Source organism: Cellulosimicrobium sp. 72-3, from assembly GCF_013127315.1.
Lineage (GTDB): Bacteria > Actinomycetota > Actinomycetes > Actinomycetales > Cellulomonadaceae > Cellulosimicrobium > Cellulosimicrobium funkei.
This window is the reverse complement of sequence record NZ_CP053419.1, coordinates 737,888-755,502: the sequence shown is the minus strand read 5'-3', so window position 1 is coordinate 755,502 and position 17,615 is coordinate 737,888. Positions and strand designations below refer to the sequence as shown.

Sequence of the window (17,615 nt, the reverse complement as noted above, 5' to 3'; positions counted from 1 at the left end):
CGACCGCCCGGCCGGTGCGCACCGCGATATGCCCGTGCCCGGCGTCCCCACGACGGCGTAGCGTCGAGGCGTGCCCCGCGTCCCCGCGGCCGACGGCCGCGCCCTCCTCGTCGAGCAGCTCGACCTGCGCAGCGACTGCTCCCGCTGCACGGGCCTGTGCTGCGTGGGGCTGCACCTCGTGCGATCCGCCGACTTCGCGATCGACAAGCCCGCCGGCACGCCCTGCCCCAACCTGCGCACCGACTTCGGCTGCGGCATCCACGCCCGGCTGCCCGAGTCCGGTTTTCCCGGCTGCGTCGCCTACGACTGCCTGGGCGCGGGCCAGCGCGTGACGGCCGCCGTCCGGGCGGCGCACGACGGCGCGACCTGGCGCGACGACCCCGCCGCCGCGCGCGACGCGTTCGCCGCCCTGCCCGTCGTCACGCAGCTCCAGGAGCTGCTCTGGTACCTCGCGGAGGTGCTCGCGCTCCCCGCGGCCGCCGCCGTGCACGACGACGCCCGGCAGGCGCTCGACCGCACCGCACCCCTGGCGGACCTCGCCGCGGCGGACCTGCTCGCGCTCGACGTCGGCGCCGTCCGTCGCACCGTCGGCCCGCTGGTCGACCGGGCGAGCGCGCTCGTGCGCGACGCGGCGCGCGGCGCGACGCGCGACACCTGGCAGGCGCGCGACCGCCGGCACCGGGACGGCCGCCGCGGCGCCGCGTCGCCGCACGGCACCGCCCGCGCAGCGGTCCCGCCCGATGCCCCGCCGGCACTCCGGGCTCCGGGCGCGGGGGTGCGACGTCGGCTGCGGCCGGGGGCGGACCTCGTCGGCGCGGACCTCCGCGGGCTGGACCTCACGGCGTCGGACCTGCGGGGCGCGCTGCTCCTCGGTGCCGACCTGCGCGGGGCCCGGCTCGACGCCGTCGACCTGCTCGGCGCCGACCTGCGGGGCGCGGACGCGCGCGGCACCGACCTCTCCCGGGCGCTGTTCCTCACCCCGGCGCAGGTCGGCGCCGTCCGCCGGGACGAGCGCACGGCGCTCCCGGCCGTGCTCGCCTGACCCTGCCCGCAGCCGCCCACCCCGCGACATCGGCACCCGCAGACCGGATCGGCGGTCGCGACCACCGATCCCACCCCCGGGTGCCGATCTCGGCGGCCGTCGTCAGCGGAGCGCAGCCCGCCGCGCGAGCGGAGCCGCCACGACCGCGCACACGACGACGAGCGCCGCCGCACCCCACGCGAGCGCGCCGTACGACGAGAACCCGATGATCGCGCCCGCGAGGATGCCGCCGACGGCGCCGCCCGTGTTCATCGCGAGGTCCGACAGGCCCTGCACGGCGGTGCGCGACGGCCCCGGCGTCGCGTCCACGAGCAGCGCCGACCCGGCGACGAGCCCGCACGACCACCCGAGCCCCAGCAGCACCAGGCCGACCGTGAGGCGCGCGGAGTCCTCGCCCGGCGCGCCCGCCACGACGACCGCCGCCGCGAGGAGCAGCGCGCCTCCGGCGTACAGCACGCGCGCGTGCCCGAGCCGGTCCGCGAGCCACCCGACGACCGGGCTCAGCGCGTACATGCCCGCGATGTGGGCGCTGATCACGAGACCCACGACCTGGAGCGTCGCGCCGCCGCGGTTCATGTGGACCGGGGTCATGGACATGAGGCCGACCATGACGAGGTGGCTCAGCACGATCGCGCCGAGCGCGAGGCGCGCCGTCGGGCTGGCCGCGACGACGGCCCAGCCGGCGCGCAGGCCGTCGCGCCACGACGCCGGGCCCGGCGCTCCGCCCGCGCCCGGCGCACCCCCGTCACCACCCGCCGCACCGGAGGCCGCCGCACCCGAACCCGTCGCGCCGGAACCCTCCGCGCCGGACCCCGCCGCGCCCGCCCCCGACGGCGCGCGCGACGCGAGCAGCGGGTCCGGGCGCAGCCACACCGCGACGACGGTCGCCGCGAGGGCGAACGCGAGCGTCGCGAGCACGAACGGGGCCGCGCTCGGCGCGGTGCTCCCCGCGGTGCTCCCGTGCTCGGCGTGCGCGTCCCCGAGGCGCAGGGCGGGCCCGGCGACCCGGTCGGCGACGCCCGCGAGCGTCGGCCCGACGACGGACCCGACGGTCGTCGCCCAGACCACCACGGACAGGTCGCGGGCCCGGCGCTGCGGCGTCGCGAGATCCGTCGCGGCGAAGCGGGAGGCGAGACCGGCGGCCGTGCCGGAGCCGAAGAGCAGCATCGCCACGACGAGCAGCGGCCACGAGCCCAGCAGGACGGCGACCGTCGCGAGGACGGCGCCGCCCGTCGCGAGGCCGAAGCCGAGCAGGAGCGAAGGCCGCCGACCGCGTCGGCCCGCGACCTGGGCGAGCGGCAGCGCGACGAGCGCCGCGCCGACGACGCCCGAGGTCGAGGTGAGCCCCGCGATGGCGTCGGACCCGGACAGCGCCGACGCCACGAGGGGTGCGACGGCGATGCCGCTCGCGACCCCGACGCCGGACAGCACCTGGGTCGCGGCGAGGGTCGTCAGGGTGCGGCGCTGCGTCGGGAGGGCGGGCGCGTCGACCACGGTCGGGGCGGGCTCGCGCGCGGGGTGCGGGTCGGGGGCCTGGGAGGACTCGGTGCTCACGGGTGCACGCTAGGGCTCCGCGGCGGGCGCTGACGAGCCCTCACACCGCCACCGGTCGCCGAGATCCTGCCGCGGGGCTGCTGCCGGGCTGTCGGCCGAGCGCCCGCAGCACGCCGCGCGCCGCCTCGCGCCCCGCCCGGTTGGCCCCGATCGTCGAGGCGCTCGGCCCGTAGCCGACGAGCTGGACGCGCGGGTCGCTCGACGCGGTCGTGCCGTCGAGCACGATCCCGCCGCCGGGCGCGCGCAGGCCGAGGGGTGCGAGGTGGTCGAGCGCGGCCCGGAACCCGGTGGCCCAGAGGATCACGTCGGCGGGCTGGTGCAGGAGCCCGTCGTCGTTCGCGCCGGGGGCCCACTCGACGCCGGTCGCCGTGACGCGCGCGAACATCGGCCGACGCCGCAGCACCCCGCTCGCGATCCCCGCGCGGTAGCGGGGCGTGAGCGGCAGGCCCGTGACCGAGACGACGCTCCCCGGCGGCAGGCCCGCGGCCGTCCGCTCCGCGACCCGCGCGACGGCGGCCCGGCCGAGCTCGGGCGAGAACTCCTCCTCGACCCACACGGGCTCGCGGCGCGTCACCCACGTCGTGCCCGACGCGTGCGGCGCGATCTGGAGCAGGAGCTGCGTCGCCGACGCCCCGCCGCCGACGACCACCACGTGCTGCCCCGCGAAGTCCTCGGCGGCGCGGAAGTCGTGCGTGTGGAGCTGGCGCCCGCGGAACGTCTCCATGCCCGGGTAGCGGGGCCAGAACGGGCGGGTCCACGTGCCGGTCGCGTTGACGAGCGTGCGCGTGCGGACGACGACGTCGCGCGCGTCCGGCCCGACGCCGACCGTGGCGCGGACCAGCAGGAGCGCGGGGTCGTCGTGGTCGTCGCGCACGTCGTGCACCGTGACGGGCCGCACCACGCGCAGGTCGTTCTCGCGCTCGTAGGCGGCGTAGTAGCGCGGGACGGCGACGTTGGCGCGCTCGCCGGGGTCGCCGACCGGGAGCGGGACGCCCGGGAGGTCGTGCACCGCGTGCGTCTCGGCCATGGTCAGCGAGTCCCAGCGGTCCTGCCACGCGCCGCCCGGGCCGCGACCGCCGTCGAGCACGAGCGGGTCGAGCCCGGCGCGCCGCAGGTGGTACGCCGCCGAGAGCCCGGCCTGGCCCGCACCGACGACCACGACGTCGTGCACGGCCCCGCCCGGGCCGAGCAGGTCCGCGCCCGCCGTGCCCGGTGCCGCCGTCTCTCGCCCGTGGGTCCGCTCGCTCACGCCGACCACAACGACCCGCCCGGACAGAACCTTCCCCGGCCCCGAGGTGAGGTGCCGAACACGGGGTTGCCGTCGTCATCGCGCTCTGAACGACCGCAACCCCGTGGTCGACGGCGAGCAACCCCGTGCTCGGCGACGCGCCGCCGCGCGTGCGGCGCGCGCTCAGGGGAGGTCCGGGACCCGCCGGAGCGTGCGGATCGGCCGGACGGCGAGGAGCGCCACGACCGTGAGCGTCCCCACGACCGCGCCCACCAGGAGCACCCGGTCCGTCCCGAACGCGGCGACGGCGGGACCCGCCAGCGCGGCCCCGATCGGGTACATCCCCACCGACCCCTCGACCTCGTAGGCGTGGACCCGGTTGAGCACGTCGCCGGGCACCTGCGTCTGGACGCTCGTCGCCCACATGACGCCCCACACCCCGACCCCGACGCCCACGAGCACCTGCGCGACGGCGAGCGCCCCGACCGGCCAGCCCAGCACGAGGCCGAGCGGGTAGAGCGGGTAGGCCACGAGCGCCACGGCGCCCGCGGCGAGCGGCCGCCGCGGCCGGTAGCGGATCGCGAGCAGCCCGCCGACCACGGTCCCGACCCCGAGCGCGCTGTTGAGCACGCCGAACGCGGTCGCCCCGTGCGTCGGCACGACGACGCTCGCCGCCAGGGGGAGCTGCGGCCCCCAGGCGAGCACCGCGTAGACCATCCAGATGACGACGACGCCCCACAGCCACGTGCGGGAGCGGAACTCCTGCCACCCGACGGCCAGGCTGCGCCACAGGCCCGCGCCCGCCGGGGGCGCCGGCACGACGCCGAGCCGGAGCGCGAGCAGGCACAGCGCGCTCGTCGCGTAGGCGACGGCGGAGAGGATCATCACCCCGCCGGTCGACCCGACCCGACGAGGACGCCCGCGAGCGCCGGGCCGCCGAGCCCGGTGATCGCCTCGGAGGTCCGCAGGACGCCGTTGGCCCCCTGGACGTCGCGCGCGACGAGCGGCACGGTCGACGCGGCGCCGGGCTGGAACAGCGCGTTGGCCGTGCCGGCGACGGCGAGGAGGGCGTAGAGGTGCCAGAGGTGGTCGATCCCCCGCACGAACAGGACCGCGAGGAGCACGTGCGCGGCGAGGTTCGCGAGGTCGGCGACGATCATCATCCGGCGCGCGGTGAACCGGTCGGCGAGCACGCCGCCGAAGAGCACGAGCCCCGCGAACGGGGCGACGAGGAACGCCATGGCGTACCCCGCGACCGCGAGCCCGTAGCCCGAGGCGAGCAGCCCGGCCGAGACCGCGACCGGGAGCATCGCCCAGCTGAGCAGCCCCGCGCTGCGCGCGGTGAAGTAGTACCGGAAGTCCCGCGACCAGACGGCCGGTCCCGTCGGTTCCCCGACCGGCCGGGCCGGGACCGTCACCGGGACCGGGACCCGCCCTGCTGCGGCCTCCGCCGCCTCTTCGACCGCGCACGCGCCCATGCCGCCTGCCTCTCAGCCCGTCGCCGTCGTCCGACCGGTCGGACGACGGCGGGGCGGGCAGGCCGACGCGGCCCTCCGGGTCCCGCGCCTCACGGCCGCTCGCTCACGGACGTGACAACCGTCACCCCGGCCCGAACCTTCCCGCGACGACGACGGCGTCCCGCGGGCGCGGGCGGCGCCCGTTCGGTCGTGCGCGGGCGCCGGGGGCAAGATGGACCGGTGGAGACCGCGATCCTCTGGCACACCGGGCCGCTCATCGACGACGTCGAGATCGCGCAGGTCCACGACCTCGCCGCGGCGGCGGAGCGGGAGGACGGCGTGGCTCCCCTCTCGGAGCAGCCGCTGCTCAACCTGCGCGAGGCGACCGACGACGTCGTGCACCTCCTCACGTGGCGCGGGGGCGAGCTCGCGGGCTACGCCCAGGTGGACAAGCGCGGGGACGCGCCGAGCGCGGAGCTCGTCGTGCGCCCGGCGCACCGCGGCCACGGCCTCGGGTTCCACCTCCTGGGGAGCGCCGCGGACCGCGCCGTCGAGCCGCGCCCGTCCGAGCGCACCGCGGACGAGCGCGCCACGGACGAGCACGGCCCGGTCGGGGCCGGCACGGACGGCGCGCCCTCCCCCGGCAGGGACGTCCCGCCGCTGCGCGTGTGGGCCCACGGCGACCTGCCCGCGGCGCAGGCCCTCGCCGCGCGGGCGGGGTACGGCGTCGTGCGGGAGCTGCTCGTGCTCGAGCGCCCGCTGGGCGGCCCGGCGGAGCACCCGCGCCCCGCCGTCCCGGCGGGTCTGCGGCTGCGCGCGTTCGTGCCCGGGGACGACGACGCGGCCTGGGTCCGGGCGAACGCGCTCGCGTTCGCGCACCACCCGGAGCAGGGGCGGCTCACGGTCGACGACCTGCGCGCGCGGATGCGCGAGGACTGGTTCGACGCCGCCGGTCTCCTGCTCCTCGAGCGCGACCCGGCGCCCGGCGACGGTGCGCCCGAGCTCGTCGGGTTCGTGTGGACCAAGATCCCGACGGGCCAGCCGGACGCCGCGCGCGAGGGCGAGATCTACGTCGTCGGCGTGGTCCCGTCCGCCCAGGGCGAGGGGCTCGGGCGGCTGCTGACCGCCGTCGGGCTCGCGCACCTCGCGGAGCGCGGGGCACGCACGGCGGTGCTGTACGTGGACGGCGACAACGTCCCCGCGGTGCGGACGTACGAGCGGGCGGGGTTCGTGCGGCGCGCCGTGCACGTGCAGTACGCCCGGCCCGCCCGCTGACCCCCGCACCGGCCGAACGGTGACCCGCGTCACGCACCGTTCATCAACTGGTGCCACCATGAACCCATGACCGACACGTCCACGCAGCGCACCCTCGACCCGGACCTCGCCGCGCACATCGCGGAGCACATCGCCGAGGAGCCCGAGATCGAACCGGTCGGTGCGGAGCTCGACCTCGGTCCGCTGCCCGACGACCGGTTCGCCGACCGCGAGCTGAGCTGGCTCGCGTTCAACCAGCGCGTGCTCGAGCTCGCGGAGGACCCGAGCCAGCCGCTCCTGGAGCGCGTGCGGTTCCTCGCGATCTTCGCGTCGAACCTGGACGAGTTCTTCATGGTCCGGGTCGCCGGCCTCAAGCGCCGCATGGCGACGGGCATCGCGGTCACGGCCGCCTCGGGGCTGTCGCCGCGCCAGGTGCTCGACGCGATCAGCGAGCGCGCGCACGAGCTCATGGACCGCCACGCGCGGGTCTTCGCCGACGACGTCCAGCCGGCGCTCGCCGCCGAGGGCATCACGCTCGTCCACTGGGACGAGCTGGAGACGCGCGAGCAGGAGCGCCTGCACAAGTTCTTCCGCAAGCAGATCTTCCCCGTGCTCACGCCGCTCGCCGTCGACCCGGCGCACCCGTTCCCCTACATCTCGGGGCTCTCGCTCAACCTCGCGGTCGTGGTGGCGAACCCGACGACCGGCAAGGAGCACTTCGCGCGCGTCAAGGTGCCGCCGCTGCTGCCCCGGTTCATCGCCGTGGACGCGCGCGGCCGCCCGAGCGCGCCGACGTCGCAGACGGCGTCGCCCGACCGCGGGCCGACGTCGTTCGTGCCGATCGAGGAGGTCATCGCGCAGCACCTTGACCACCTCTTCCCCGGCATGGAGGTGCGCGAGCACCACCTGTTCCGCGTCACGCGCAACGAGGACGTCGAGGTCGAGGAGGACGACGCGGAGAACCTGCTCCAGGCGATGGAGAAGGAGCTGCTGCGCCGCCGGTTCGGGCCGCCCGTGCGCCTCGAGCTCACGCCGGGCATCAGCCCGCGCATCCGCGCGCTGCTGGTGCGCGAGCTCGGCGTCGTCGAGGAGGAGGTGTACGAGATCCCGCTGCCGCTCGACCTCACGGGCCTCAACCTCATCGCCGACCTCGACCGTGCCGACCTGCACTTCCCGCCGTTCGTCCCGACGACGCACCGCCTCCTCGCCGAGGTGGAGAGCTCGTCCCCGACGGACGTGTTCGCCGCGATCCGCGAGCGCGACGTCCTGCTGCACCACCCGTACGACTCGTTCTCGACGTCGGTGCAGACGTTCCTCGAGCAGGCGGCGGCCGACCCGGCGGTGCTCGCGATCAAGCAGACGCTGTACCGGACGTCGGGCGACTCGCCGATCGTCGACGCGCTCATCGACGCGGCCGAGGCGGGCAAGCAGGTGCTCGCGCTCGTCGAGATCAAGGCCCGGTTCGACGAGCAGGCCAACATCTCGTGGGCGCGCAAGCTCGAGCAGGCGGGCGTGCACGTCGTGTACGGGATCGTCGGGCTCAAGACGCACTGCAAGCTCTCGCTCGTCGTGCGCCAGGAGTCGGACGGCCTGCGCCGCTACTGCCACGTCGGCACCGGGAACTACCACCCGAAGACGGCCCGCCTCTACACCGACCACGGCCTGCTCACGTGCGACCCCGACGTCGGGCAGGACCTCACGCGCCTGTTCAACCAGCTGTCCGGGTACGCGCCGCAGTCGCGGTTCCACCGCCTGCTCGTCGCACCCCGCACCGTCCGCTCCGGCCTCGTCGAGCGGATCGACCGTGAGGCGGTCGCCGCGCGCGACGGCCACGAGGCGTGGGTCAAGATCAAGGTCAACTCCGTCGTCGACGAGACGACGCTCGACGCGCTCTACCGGGCGTCGCAGGCGGGCGTGAAGGTCGACCTCGTGGTGCGCGGCATCTGCGCCGTCCGCCCGGGCGTGCCCGGGCTGAGCGAGAACATCCGCGTGCGCTCGATCCTCGGGCGCTTCCTCGAGCACTCGCGCATCTACGCGTTCGCCAACTCCGCCGGCCCCGCCATCGGCGAGGGCCCGGAGAGCGGCCCGGAGGTGTTCATCGGGTCGGCCGACCTCATGCACCGCAACCTCGATCGCCGCGTCGAGGCGCTCGTGCGGATCACCGACCCCGACCAGGTGATGGAGCTGCTCGACCTGCTCGACGCGTCGATGTCCGAGCGCACGGCGTCGTGGCACCTCGACGCCGACGGCACGTGGCACCGCCCCGACACCGCGCCCGACGGCTCGCCGCTCGTCGACCTCCAGGCCAGCCTCGTCCAGCGACAGCGCCGCCGGCTCGTCGGGAGGCGGTAGCGGATGGGAGTGCCGTCCTCCGCGCTCCGCGGCGGCGTGCCGCTCGTGGACACGCTCGGCCCGACGCACGTGTCGCACGCGCCCGTCATCGAGTCGGCCGGTGCCCTCGTGTGGCGCGTGCGCGACGACGAGCTGCAGGTGCGCCTCGTCCACCGGCCGCGCTACGACGACTGGTCGTGGCCCAAGGGCAAGCTCGACCCGGGCGAGACGTTCCAGGCGGCCGCGGCGCGCGAGGTCGCCGAGGAGACGGGCAAGCCGGTCGTGCTGGGCGTCCCGTTGCCCGGCCTGCAGTACCTCACGCCCGAGGGCCGCGTGAAGCGCGTGCACTACTGGGCCGCGCGCCGCGCGTCGGGCCGGTCCGACGCCGGCGCGCTCGCCGCGCGCGCCCCCGTCCCGCCGGTGTCGCCCCAGGAGATCGACCGCGCCGCGTGGCTCTCCGCGGACGACGCCGCGCGGCGCCTCACGCGGCAGGCCGACCGGGCGCCGCTCGAGGCGCTCGTGCGCGAGCGCGACGAGGGCCGCCTCGCGACGCACGTCGTCGTCATCGCACGCCACGGCAAGGCCGTGGCACGGTCGGCGTGGCACGGCGACGAGCAGGACCGTCCGCTCACGCCCGCGGGCCACGCCCAGGGGGTCGCGCTCGTGCCGGTGCTCGCGGCCTACGGCGTCGAGACGATCGTCACGAGCCGCTGGGACCGCTGCGCCCAGACGATCGCGCCCTACGCGACCGCCTCGGGGCTCGCCCCGGTCAGCATCGACCACCTCACCGAGGCGCAGCACGAGCGGTCCCCCGCGCGCGTCGCGCGGACGGTCCGGGAGCTGCTCGAGGCGGAGCGGTCGTCGGTGCTGTGCACGCACCGGCCCGTACTGCCCACGGTGCTCGACGTCCTCGGCCAGCACTCGCGGCGCCCGGTCGCGAACGCCCTGCCCGCGCACGACCCGTTCCTCGAGCCCGGCGAGATGATCGTGGCCCACGTGGCGCGCACGCCCAAGGGACCGCGCGTCGTCGCGGCGGAGAAGGTCGCCCCGCCGCTGCACTGAGACCCGCACCGGCGTCCCCGCGCCGCGACGTCCGGACGCACGACGACGCCCCGCCGGCAGCCGCGAGGCCGCCGACGGGGCGCCGTCGGCGTGCGAGGGGACCGGCGGTGCCGGTGCCCTGGGGTCAGAGCAGGATGGGGCTGAGGATCCAGTAGACGACGGCCGCGACGAGCGCGGCGGCAGGGATCGTCAGGACCCACGCGGCGCCGATGTTCTTGGCGACGCCCCAGCGCACCGCGGACAGGCGCTTGGTCGCGCCGACGCCCATGATCGCCGAGGTGATGGTGTGCGTCGTCGAGACGGGCGCGTGGAAGATGAACGCGTTGGCGTAGAGCACCACGGCGGACACCGACTCGGCGACGAAGCCGCGCGCCGGGTCGAGCTCGATGATCTTGCGGCCGAGCGTGCGCATGATGCGCCAGCCGCCCGCGTAGGTGCCGAGCGAGATCGCCGTCGCGGCCGACAGCTTGACCCACAGCGGGATCGTGTTGTCGTCCTGGAACCCGCCCGCCACGAGGGCGAGCACGATGACGCCCATCGTCTTCTGCGCGTCCTGCAGACCGTGGCCGAGCGCCATCGCGGCGGCGGAGGCCGTCTGCGCGATCCGGAACCGGCGGAACGCTCGCGCGGGCGCCGCGTTCCGGAACACCCAGAGCAGCAGGACCATGAGCGCGAACGCGAGGCCGAAGCCGATCAGCGGCGAGAAGATCATGGGGAGCACGACCTTGTCGAGGATCGCGTCCCAGTGCACCGTGATCCCGGACGCGAGGCCGACGCCCGCGAGGCCGCCGATGATCGCGTGCGTCGACGACGACGGCAGGCCCAGCCACCACGTGATGAGGTTCCACGTGATCGCGCCGACCAGCCCGCACAGGACGATGACGAGACCCTGGTGGGGTGGCACGTCGCCGACGGCGACGATGTCCTCCGCGATGGTCTGCGCCACGGCCGTGCCGAGCAGCGCGCCGATGAGGTTGAACACCGCCGCCATGAGGAGCGCCGCGCGCGGTGTGAGGGCCCGGGTCGACACCGAGGTCGCGATGGCGTTCGCGGCGTCGTGGAACCCGTTGGTGTAGTCGAACGCCAGGGCGAAGGCCACGACGACGACGACGAGCACTGCCTCCACGGGGCTCAGGACTCCTTGAGGGCGATGGTCTCGACCGTGTTGGCGACCTTCTCGAAGGCGTCGGCCGCCTGCTCGAGGACCTCCACGATCTCCTTGAGCTTCATGAGGAGGACCGGGTCGGACACGTCGTCGAAGAGCTCGGCGAGCAGCTTGCGGTGGACCTTGTCCGCCTGGTTCTCCAGGCGGTTGACCTCGACCCAGTACTCGGGGAGGTCGTCCATCGAGCGCAGCCGCGGCATCGCCTCGGCCGTCAGCTCCGACGCCCGCTGGAGCACCTGGACCTGCTCGGACACGCGGGCCGGGAGCTCGTCGACCTTGTAGAGGACGATGAGGTCGGCCGCCTCCTCCATGTAGTCCATGCAGTCGTCGAGCGCCGACGCGAGGGCGTAGATGTCGTCCCGGTCGAACGGCGTGACGAACGTCTGGTTGAGGCGTCGCATGATCGAGTGCGTCGCGTCGTCCGCGAGGTGCTCGGTCTCGCTCAGCTGCTTCGCGAGCTGCTTGCGCGTGGGGCGGTCCGCCCCCAGCAGCTCCGCGAGGAGCGTGGACCCTGTGACCAGGTGCTGCGCCGAGGCGGCGAGGAGGTCGAAGAACGAGGTGTCGCGCGGTGTCAGGCGCAGGCGCACGGGGGGCTCCGGAAGGGACGCGGGGTAGGGGTCTGAGCTGGCGTCGGCCGCGGGGGCCGCTCGACCGCCGGGGTGACCGGACGGCCGGGGTGGTCACGATCTCTGGTCGGATGATCTCTCGGTGAACGCACGTCGAACTCTCGTCAAATGTAGCCGACGCGCGGAGCGATGCTGGAATCGTCGGGCCCAAGGTCCCGGATGCTCAGGACGCCCACAGCCTGCGCCCGGCCTCGTCGCCGGTGCGGCCACCGCGCCCGCGCACCGCACGAGAGGCGGCGCGCGGTGGGCGCGAGGGGGAAGTAGTGACGCCGGACCGGGAGCGCCTCTCGGCGCGTGGCCGCTCGTAGCGGCTGAGTGTGGAGCCCGGGGCTACCGCGGCCCGGCGTCGAGATCCATCGTACGTGCCGCACCCCGCTCGGGGTACCCGTGTTCGCGCTCCGCGAGACCGCCCCCGCCCGCCGTGCGGGCGCGCCGCCGATCCCGCACCCTCGCGCCCGCGGGGTCCCGACGGGCCCGACCAGGTGGCTCCGGTCGGTCGAGCAGGCGGTCCGGGCGCGTCGGGTGGCACGGACGCGCCAGGTCCGCCTGCTCGGCGACGACCGGGGCTCCGCAGCGGGGAGGAGCGCGCGCTCAGTCGAGGCGGTCGGCGCGCCAGAGCTCGGCGGCGTGCTCGAGCTCTTGGGCGGTCCGCAGCAGCGAGCCCGCGCCGCGGGTCGTGCGGAGGGCGCCGTCGGGGTCGGCGACCTCTCGCGCGTCGGCGTCGAACGCGGCGCCGGTGGCGAGGATGCGGCAGAACGACCCGGCGCGCTCGAGCGCGACCGCGAGGTCGCCCGTGAAGACGCCGGACAGCACCGCGTCGGCGAGGTCGCGCACGTCCTGCGGGCCTGGCGGCCGGGGCACGCCCGCGATGGCCTCGTGGACGGGCGCCGCGTCGACGCCGAGCCGGTAGCGGAGGGTGACGGTCTGCGGGTCCCGGCGCACCCACTCGCGCAGCACGTAGAGCCGCCAGAGCGCCCCCGGCAGCGAGTTGGGCGCGGCGTCGGACCACAGGCCGGCCACGACGTCGAGGCCCTCGGTCTCGACGAGGTGGACGAGCCGCTCGACGACCTCCGGGTCCTCGGTGTCGCGGGCGCGGTGCACGATCGCGTGCGCGGTGGTGTGCGCGACCCGGTCGCGGAGCGCGGGGTCGAGCTCGCCGGGCAGCTCGTCGGCGTCGCGCGGGTCGAGCATGGCGGGGCGGCGGGGTCGCTGCGTGCGGTCGGACCGACCAGGGTCGGGCCGGGCTCCGGGGGTGGGGACGTCGTCTGGCACCCGCCCAGTCTCCACCCGGGCCCGCGACGCGCGCAGCCGCCCAGGGGGTGCTCGGGGCCGGACCTCGTTCACCGCGCCACGGTCCGCACCCCGCCCTACAGTGACGACAGAGGGACGACAGGAGCTGCCACCGGCTCCGGGACGGAGCGGAGGGCGAGATGTCGAGCAGCGGCGCAGCAGGTCAGAGGACCGTGAGCGAGCGGAGCGCCCACCGGAAGGCGATCGGTCTCGCCGTCGCCGCCGCGGTCGGCGGCTTCCTCTTCGGGTTCGACAGCTCGGTCATCAACGGCGCCGTCGCGGCGATCGAGGGCCAGTTCGACCTCGACTCCGCGGTGACGGGCCTCGTCGTCGCGATCGCTCTCCTCGGCTGCGCGCTCGGCGCGTGGTCGGGCGGCCGTCTCGCCGACCGGTGGGGCCGCACGCGCGTCATGGTGTTCGGCGCCGTCCTGTTCTTCGTCTCCTCGATCCTCTCGGCGATCGCGTGGTCGGCCTTCGACCTGGCCATCTGGCGGTTCATGGCGGGCGTCGGCATCGGTATCGCCTCGGTCATCGCGCCCGCGTACATCGCGGAGATCGCGCCGGCCCGCCTCCGCGGCCGCATGGGCTCGCTCCAGCAGCTCGCCATCACGATCGGCATCTTCGCGGCGCTGCTCTCCGACCAGCTCCTCGCGGAGACCGCGGGCGGGGCGTCCAACGAGCTGTGGCTCGGGTGGGAGGCGTGGCGCTGGATGTTCCTCGTCTGCGTCGTCCCCGCTGCGGTCTACGGCATCCTCGCCCTGCGCATCCCCGAGTCGCCCCGATACCTGGTGGCGAAGGGCCGGGACGACGAGGCGCGCGCCGTGCTCGAGTCCGTGCTCGGACCGGACGAGGACGTCGACGACCGCATCGCGCAGATCCACCGCTCGATCGCCGTCGACGAGAAGAACGCGCAGGAGGGCACGCTCCGGGGGTCGACGTTCGGCCTCAAGCCGATCGTGTGGGTCGGCATCCTGCTCTCGGTGTTCCAGCAGTTCGTCGGCATCAACGCGATCTTCTACTACTCCACGACGTTGTGGCAGACCGTCGGCTTCGACGAGAGCCAGTCGTTCCTGTTCTCCACGATCACCGCCGTGACCAACGTGGCGGTGACGTTCGTCGCCATCGTCCTGGTCGACAGGGTGGGCCGACGGCCGATCCTCCTCGTCGGCTCCGCGGGCATGACCGTCTCGCTCGCCGTGATGGCGTTCGCGTTCACCCAGTCGAGCGGCAGCGGCGACAACATCTCGCTGCCCGACCCCTGGGGACCCATCGCCCTGGTCGCGGCGAACGCCTTCGTCGTGTTCTTCGGCGCCTCCTGGGGGCCGCTGGTCTGGGTCCTGCTCGGCGAGATGTTCCCGAACCGCATCCGTGCCGCCGCGCTCGGCGTCGCGGCGATGGCTCAGTGGCTCGCCAACTTCACCGTCACGATCGCCTTCAAGCCCGCCCTCGACACGTTCGGCGCCTCCGTCCCGTACACCGCGTTCGCCGTCTTCGCGGCGCTGTCCTTCGTCTTCGTCCTCGCGAAGGTCCCCGAGACGAAGGGCGTCGAGCTGGAGGACATGGGAACCACGGCGGATCGCCGGGCGCCCCAGTAGTCGTCGCGCGGGCGGCCGCCCGGATAGGAGGGGCCGCCCGCGCGGGGCCGTCGCGTTCCTCGACGGCCCCGCACCGACTCGCTCAGCAGTTCGCTACGCCGCGGATGTAGGCGGGGTTGGCACTGTTCTTGACCCAGTACCAGCTGACCGTCTTCCCCGGGGCTACTGACTTGCAGCCGATGTCGATACCCCAGGCGATGTCGAGCCGCTTCTTCTGGGTCGAGGACGTGCAGTTCTTGTAGTACGACGTGTACGGCGTCTGTCGGTAGATCTTGTTGCTGGCGACGTAGGTCCACGAGGTGTGCTGAACCTTCGAGAACCCGCAGGGCGCTGCCTGGCTGCTGGGCGCCGTCGCCACCAGACCGCCGAACGCGAGCGCCGCCGTCGCAGCCGCCGACCAGAGTCTTCGACCTGTGCTCCTCATCTTCTCCCCCTTCTCCGATCCCCTCGCCGTCGAGGGGTGGTGGCCTCACCGTAGGGCGACGGAGCACCTCGCGCCCGTCGAGAGTGGACCCTCGATCCACCGATGGTTGCTACAAGCAACTTTGCAGAGTATGCTTGCCTGCAGCAACCAAGGAGTGCCTGTGCCTGTGACCGCCCTTCCCGCGACCGACGTCGCGCACCCCGGACTCACCCCCGACCCGTCCCCCGCGGCGGGACTCGTCCGCGCGCTCGACGACCTGGCGCGCGCCCAGCGGGAGTCCGCCGTCCGGATCGCCCGCGACCTCGACATGCCGCGGGCGTCGTTCGGCCTGCTCCGGATGCTCCAGCACTGCGGCCCCGTCCAGCTCGGGGACGTCGCGGCGAAGCTCCGGGTCGACCTCTCCGTCGCGAGCCGCCAGGTGAGCCACCTGGTCGACGCGGGCCTCGTGCGCCGCACGGTGGACGACGACGACCGGCGGGCCCGGACCGTCGAGCTCACCGAGGCGGGCCGCGCGCTCCTGGTGCGGGCGTACGAGCACATCGACGTCCTCGCCGCGACGACGTTCGCGGACTGGGGCGACGAGGAGATCGTCGAGGCCACGCGCCACATCGAGCGCGTCGCCGCGGCGGTCGTCGCGGTCCACGACTCCCCCCGCGCCGCCGGGTGACCGACGACGTCCGGCGGCCCTGCGCCGTCGGGCCCGCGCCCCGACCACCGGCCGCACCGCGGACCGGCCCCCGACCACCTGACACCGCCCCCCGACACGTGCGCCCCGCCCCGGCCTCGTGAGCAAGGAACCCAGCGCCTGATGACCAGCACCCCCGCAGAACGCACCGCACCGCCCGGCAGCGCCGGAGCCCCCGCACCGATGACCCGCCGCGAGGTCATGGAGTCCCTCTCCGGGATCCTCCTCGGCATGTTCGTCGCGATCCTCGCGAGCTCGATCGTCTCGAGCTCCCTCCCGAAGATCGTCAGCGACCTCGACGGCTCGCAGTCGTCGTACACGTGGGTCGTCACCTCGACCCTCCTCGCCATGACGATCTCGACCCCCATCTGGGGCAAGCTCGCCGACCTCACCAACCGCAAGGTCCTCATCCAGATCGCGCTCGTCGTCGCGGTCGTGTCCTCCGCGCTCGCGGGGCTCTCGCAGAACGTCGGCACCCTCATCGCGCTGCGCGCCTTCCAGGGCATCGGCGCCGGTGGCCTCATGGCGCTCGCCACGGTGCTCATCACCGACATCATCTCGCCGCGCGAGCGCGGCAAGTTCATGGGCCTCATGGGCGGCATCATGGCCGTCAGCCAGATCGGCGGGCCGCTCCTCGGCGGCGTCCTCACCGACGCCGTGAGCTGGCGCCTCAACTTCTTCGTCGGCCTGCCGTTCGCCATCGCCGCGATCGTCGTCCTCCAGCGCACGCTGCACCTGCCGAAGGTCGCGCGCCGCGTCGTCCGGATCGACTACTGGGGCGCGATCCTCATCAGCGCCGGCGTGTCCTCGCTCCTGCTGTGGGTGACGTTCGCCGGGCAGAACTTCGAGTGGCTCTCGTGGCAGACCTTCGCGATGGTCGGCGGCGCGGTCGTCGCGCTCGTCGGTGCCGTGCTCGTCGAGCGCGTCACGCCCGAGCCGCTCATCCCGCTGCACCTGTTCAAGAACCGCACGTTCGTCCTCGCGGTCGTCGCGTCCGTCGCGGTCGGCGTCGCGATGTTCGGGACCGCCGTGTTCCTCAGCCAGTACATGCAGGTCGCGCGGGGCAAGACGCCGACCGAGTCCGGCCTCCTCACGATCCCGATGATCGTCGGCACGTTCGTCGCGTCGACCCTCTTCGGCCAGCTCATCACGCGCTACGGCCGCTACAAGGCCTTCATGGTCACCGGTGGTGCGATCCTCGTCGCGTCGCTCTTCGCGCTGTCGACGATCGACTACCACACGAGCTTCACGCTGATCAGCGTCTACCTGTTCTTCCTCGGCGTGAGCATGGGCATGCTCATGCAGAACCTCGTGCTCGCCGTGCAGAACACGCTCGCCGTGGAGGAGATGGGCGCCGGGACCTCGACCGTCGCGTTCTTCCGCAGCCTCGGCGGCGCGATCGGCGTGTCCGTGCTCGGCGCGGTGCTCGCGAACAAGGTCACGACGTCGATCCAGGACGGCCTCACCCAGCTCGGCGTGCCGGCCGGCTCGATGGGCGGCGGCAACGCCGTGCCCGACGTCTCGACCCTGCCCGCGCCGATCAAGGACCTCGTCGAGAAGTCCTACGGCGACGGGATCGCCGAGATCTTCCTCGTCGCGGTGCCGCTCGCGCTCGTCGCGCTCATCGCCGTGTCGTTCCTCAAGGAGGTGCCGCTCGGCACCAAGACCGGCCTCCAGGAGCGCCTCGAGAAGGAGGCGGCCCTGCTCGGCGCGGACGCCCCCGTCGACGCGACCCCCGGTCGCGTGACCCTCGCGGAGGAGACGGAGTCCACGCTGCTCGGCGCCTACGAGCCCGCGGGCGTGGTCGACGACGAGGCGACCGCGCGCCGGTCGCGCTGACGTCGGCGTCCCCGCCGCACGGGGGCACCGCCGACACACCCCGAGGGGGTGGTCCCGGACCGT

General features: G+C 74.7%; 15 protein-coding genes. 7 read left to right on the top strand and 8 right to left on the bottom strand.

Annotation, left to right across the window (positions count from 1 at the left end; all coding sequences use genetic code 11):
- The first annotated feature begins 70 nt into the window (after positions 1 to 70).
- A complete protein-coding gene (locus HKK73_RS03425) occupies positions 71 to 1,042 on the top strand; it encodes a pentapeptide repeat-containing protein (protein ID WP_085386552.1) in 972 nt (323 codons plus the stop codon).
- Between the two features lie 102 nt (positions 1,043 to 1,144).
- On the opposite strand, the gene HKK73_RS03420 is transcribed toward HKK73_RS03425, so the two are convergent.
- The 4 genes from HKK73_RS03420 to HKK73_RS18875 form a co-directional block, all read right to left on the bottom strand.
- Positions 1,145 to 2,596 (bottom strand): MFS transporter, encoded by a 1,452-nt coding sequence (locus tag HKK73_RS03420; protein ID WP_171467439.1) that lies wholly within the window; start codon positions 2,594 to 2,596, stop codon positions 1,145 to 1,147.
- A 40-nt stretch (positions 2,597 to 2,636) separates the two neighbouring features.
- Positions 2,637 to 3,845, bottom strand: a complete 1,209-nt coding sequence (locus tag HKK73_RS03415) for an FAD-dependent oxidoreductase (RefSeq protein ID WP_371810579.1) — start codon at positions 3,843 to 3,845, stop codon at positions 2,637 to 2,639.
- A gap of 162 nt (positions 3,846 to 4,007) precedes the next feature.
- Positions 4,008 to 4,709 (bottom strand): hypothetical protein, encoded by a 702-nt coding sequence (locus HKK73_RS18880; protein WP_216608045.1) that lies wholly within the window; start codon positions 4,707 to 4,709, stop codon positions 4,008 to 4,010.
- Positions 4,709 to 5,302: an MFS transporter gene (locus HKK73_RS18875; protein ID WP_216608044.1), complete on the bottom strand. Its 594-nt coding sequence runs from the start codon at positions 5,300 to 5,302 to the stop codon at positions 4,709 to 4,711. Before HKK73_RS18875 ends, HKK73_RS18880 begins: the two co-directional genes overlap by 1 nt.
- A gap of 219 nt (positions 5,303 to 5,521) precedes the next feature.
- On the opposite strand from HKK73_RS18875, the gene mshD reads away from it, so the two are divergent.
- The 3 genes from mshD (at position 5,522) to HKK73_RS03395 (ending at position 9,928) form a co-directional block, all read left to right on the top strand.
- On the top strand, positions 5,522 to 6,556 hold the full coding sequence (gene mshD, locus HKK73_RS03405; protein WP_194522001.1) for a mycothiol synthase: 1,035 nt from the start codon (positions 5,522 to 5,524) through the stop codon (positions 6,554 to 6,556).
- Between the two features lie 66 nt (positions 6,557 to 6,622).
- Complete coding sequence (locus HKK73_RS03400; protein ID WP_137279710.1) at positions 6,623 to 8,887, top strand: RNA degradosome polyphosphate kinase; 2,265 nt, start codon at positions 6,623 to 6,625, stop codon at positions 8,885 to 8,887.
- 3 nt (positions 8,888 to 8,890) lie between these two features.
- Positions 8,891 to 9,928, top strand: a complete 1,038-nt coding sequence (locus HKK73_RS03395; protein ID WP_081600034.1) for an NUDIX domain-containing protein — start codon at positions 8,891 to 8,893, stop codon at positions 9,926 to 9,928.
- 124 nt (positions 9,929 to 10,052) lie between these two features.
- On the opposite strand, the gene HKK73_RS03390 is transcribed toward HKK73_RS03395, so the two are convergent.
- From HKK73_RS03390 to HKK73_RS03380, 3 genes are all read right to left on the bottom strand, one after another.
- The gene (locus tag HKK73_RS03390) at positions 10,053 to 11,054 is read right to left on the bottom strand and encodes an inorganic phosphate transporter (RefSeq protein ID WP_021482998.1); all 1,002 of its coding nucleotides are present in this window, start codon (positions 11,052 to 11,054) and stop codon (positions 10,053 to 10,055) included.
- Positions 11,055 to 11,059: 5 nt separating this feature from the next.
- Positions 11,060 to 11,680 carry a DUF47 domain-containing protein gene (locus HKK73_RS03385; RefSeq protein ID WP_021482999.1) on the bottom strand — a complete coding sequence of 207 codons (621 nt, stop codon included), beginning with the start codon at positions 11,678 to 11,680 and terminating at the stop codon, positions 11,060 to 11,062.
- Between the two features lie 630 nt (positions 11,681 to 12,310).
- A complete protein-coding gene (locus HKK73_RS03380; RefSeq protein ID WP_043655142.1) occupies positions 12,311 to 12,910 on the bottom strand; it encodes a hypothetical protein in 600 nt (199 codons plus the stop codon).
- 239 nt (positions 12,911 to 13,149) lie between these two features.
- On the opposite strand from HKK73_RS03380, the gene HKK73_RS03375 reads away from it, so the two are divergent.
- Complete coding sequence (locus HKK73_RS03375) at positions 13,150 to 14,604, top strand: sugar porter family MFS transporter (protein ID WP_144721533.1); 1,455 nt, start codon at positions 13,150 to 13,152, stop codon at positions 14,602 to 14,604.
- Positions 14,605 to 14,686: 82 nt separating this feature from the next.
- Here the strand turns inward: HKK73_RS03375 and HKK73_RS03370 are convergent, their stop codons facing one another.
- Complete coding sequence (locus HKK73_RS03370) at positions 14,687 to 15,028, bottom strand: hypothetical protein (protein ID WP_144721531.1); 342 nt, start codon at positions 15,026 to 15,028, stop codon at positions 14,687 to 14,689.
- 166 nt (positions 15,029 to 15,194) lie between these two features.
- Between HKK73_RS03370 and HKK73_RS03365 the strand changes: the two genes are divergently transcribed.
- Both HKK73_RS03365 and HKK73_RS03360 read left to right on the top strand, forming a co-directional pair.
- Positions 15,195 to 15,695: a MarR family winged helix-turn-helix transcriptional regulator gene (locus HKK73_RS03365; RefSeq protein WP_051028182.1), complete on the top strand. Its 501-nt coding sequence runs from the start codon at positions 15,195 to 15,197 to the stop codon at positions 15,693 to 15,695.
- Positions 15,696 to 15,836: 141 nt separating this feature from the next.
- Positions 15,837 to 17,552, top strand: a complete 1,716-nt coding sequence (locus tag HKK73_RS03360) for an MDR family MFS transporter (RefSeq protein ID WP_171467437.1) — start codon at positions 15,837 to 15,839, stop codon at positions 17,550 to 17,552.
- Positions 17,553 to 17,615: the final 63 nt, after the last annotated feature.

Coding starts and splice junctions, on each gene's coding strand:
- HKK73_RS18880 (WP_216608045.1), bottom strand. CDS start 4,709: ATGATCCTCTCCGCCGTCGCCTACGCGACGAGCGCGCTGTGCCTGCTC.
- HKK73_RS18875 (WP_216608044.1), bottom strand. CDS start 5,302: ATGGGCGCGTGCGCGGTCGAAGAGGCGGCGGAGGCCGCAGCAGGGCGG.
- HKK73_RS03400 (WP_137279710.1), top strand. CDS start 6,623: ATGACCGACACGTCCACGCAGCGCACCCTCGACCCGGACCTCGCCGCG.
- HKK73_RS03395 (WP_081600034.1), top strand. CDS start 8,891: ATGGGAGTGCCGTCCTCCGCGCTCCGCGGCGGCGTGCCGCTCGTGGAC.
- HKK73_RS03380 (WP_043655142.1), bottom strand. CDS start 12,910: ATGCTCGACCCGCGCGACGCCGACGAGCTGCCCGGCGAGCTCGACCCC.
- HKK73_RS03375 (WP_144721533.1), top strand. CDS start 13,150: ATGTCGAGCAGCGGCGCAGCAGGTCAGAGGACCGTGAGCGAGCGGAGC.
- HKK73_RS03370 (WP_144721531.1), bottom strand. CDS start 15,028: ATGAGGAGCACAGGTCGAAGACTCTGGTCGGCGGCTGCGACGGCGGCG.
- HKK73_RS03360 (WP_171467437.1), top strand. CDS start 15,837: ATGACCAGCACCCCCGCAGAACGCACCGCACCGCCCGGCAGCGCCGGA.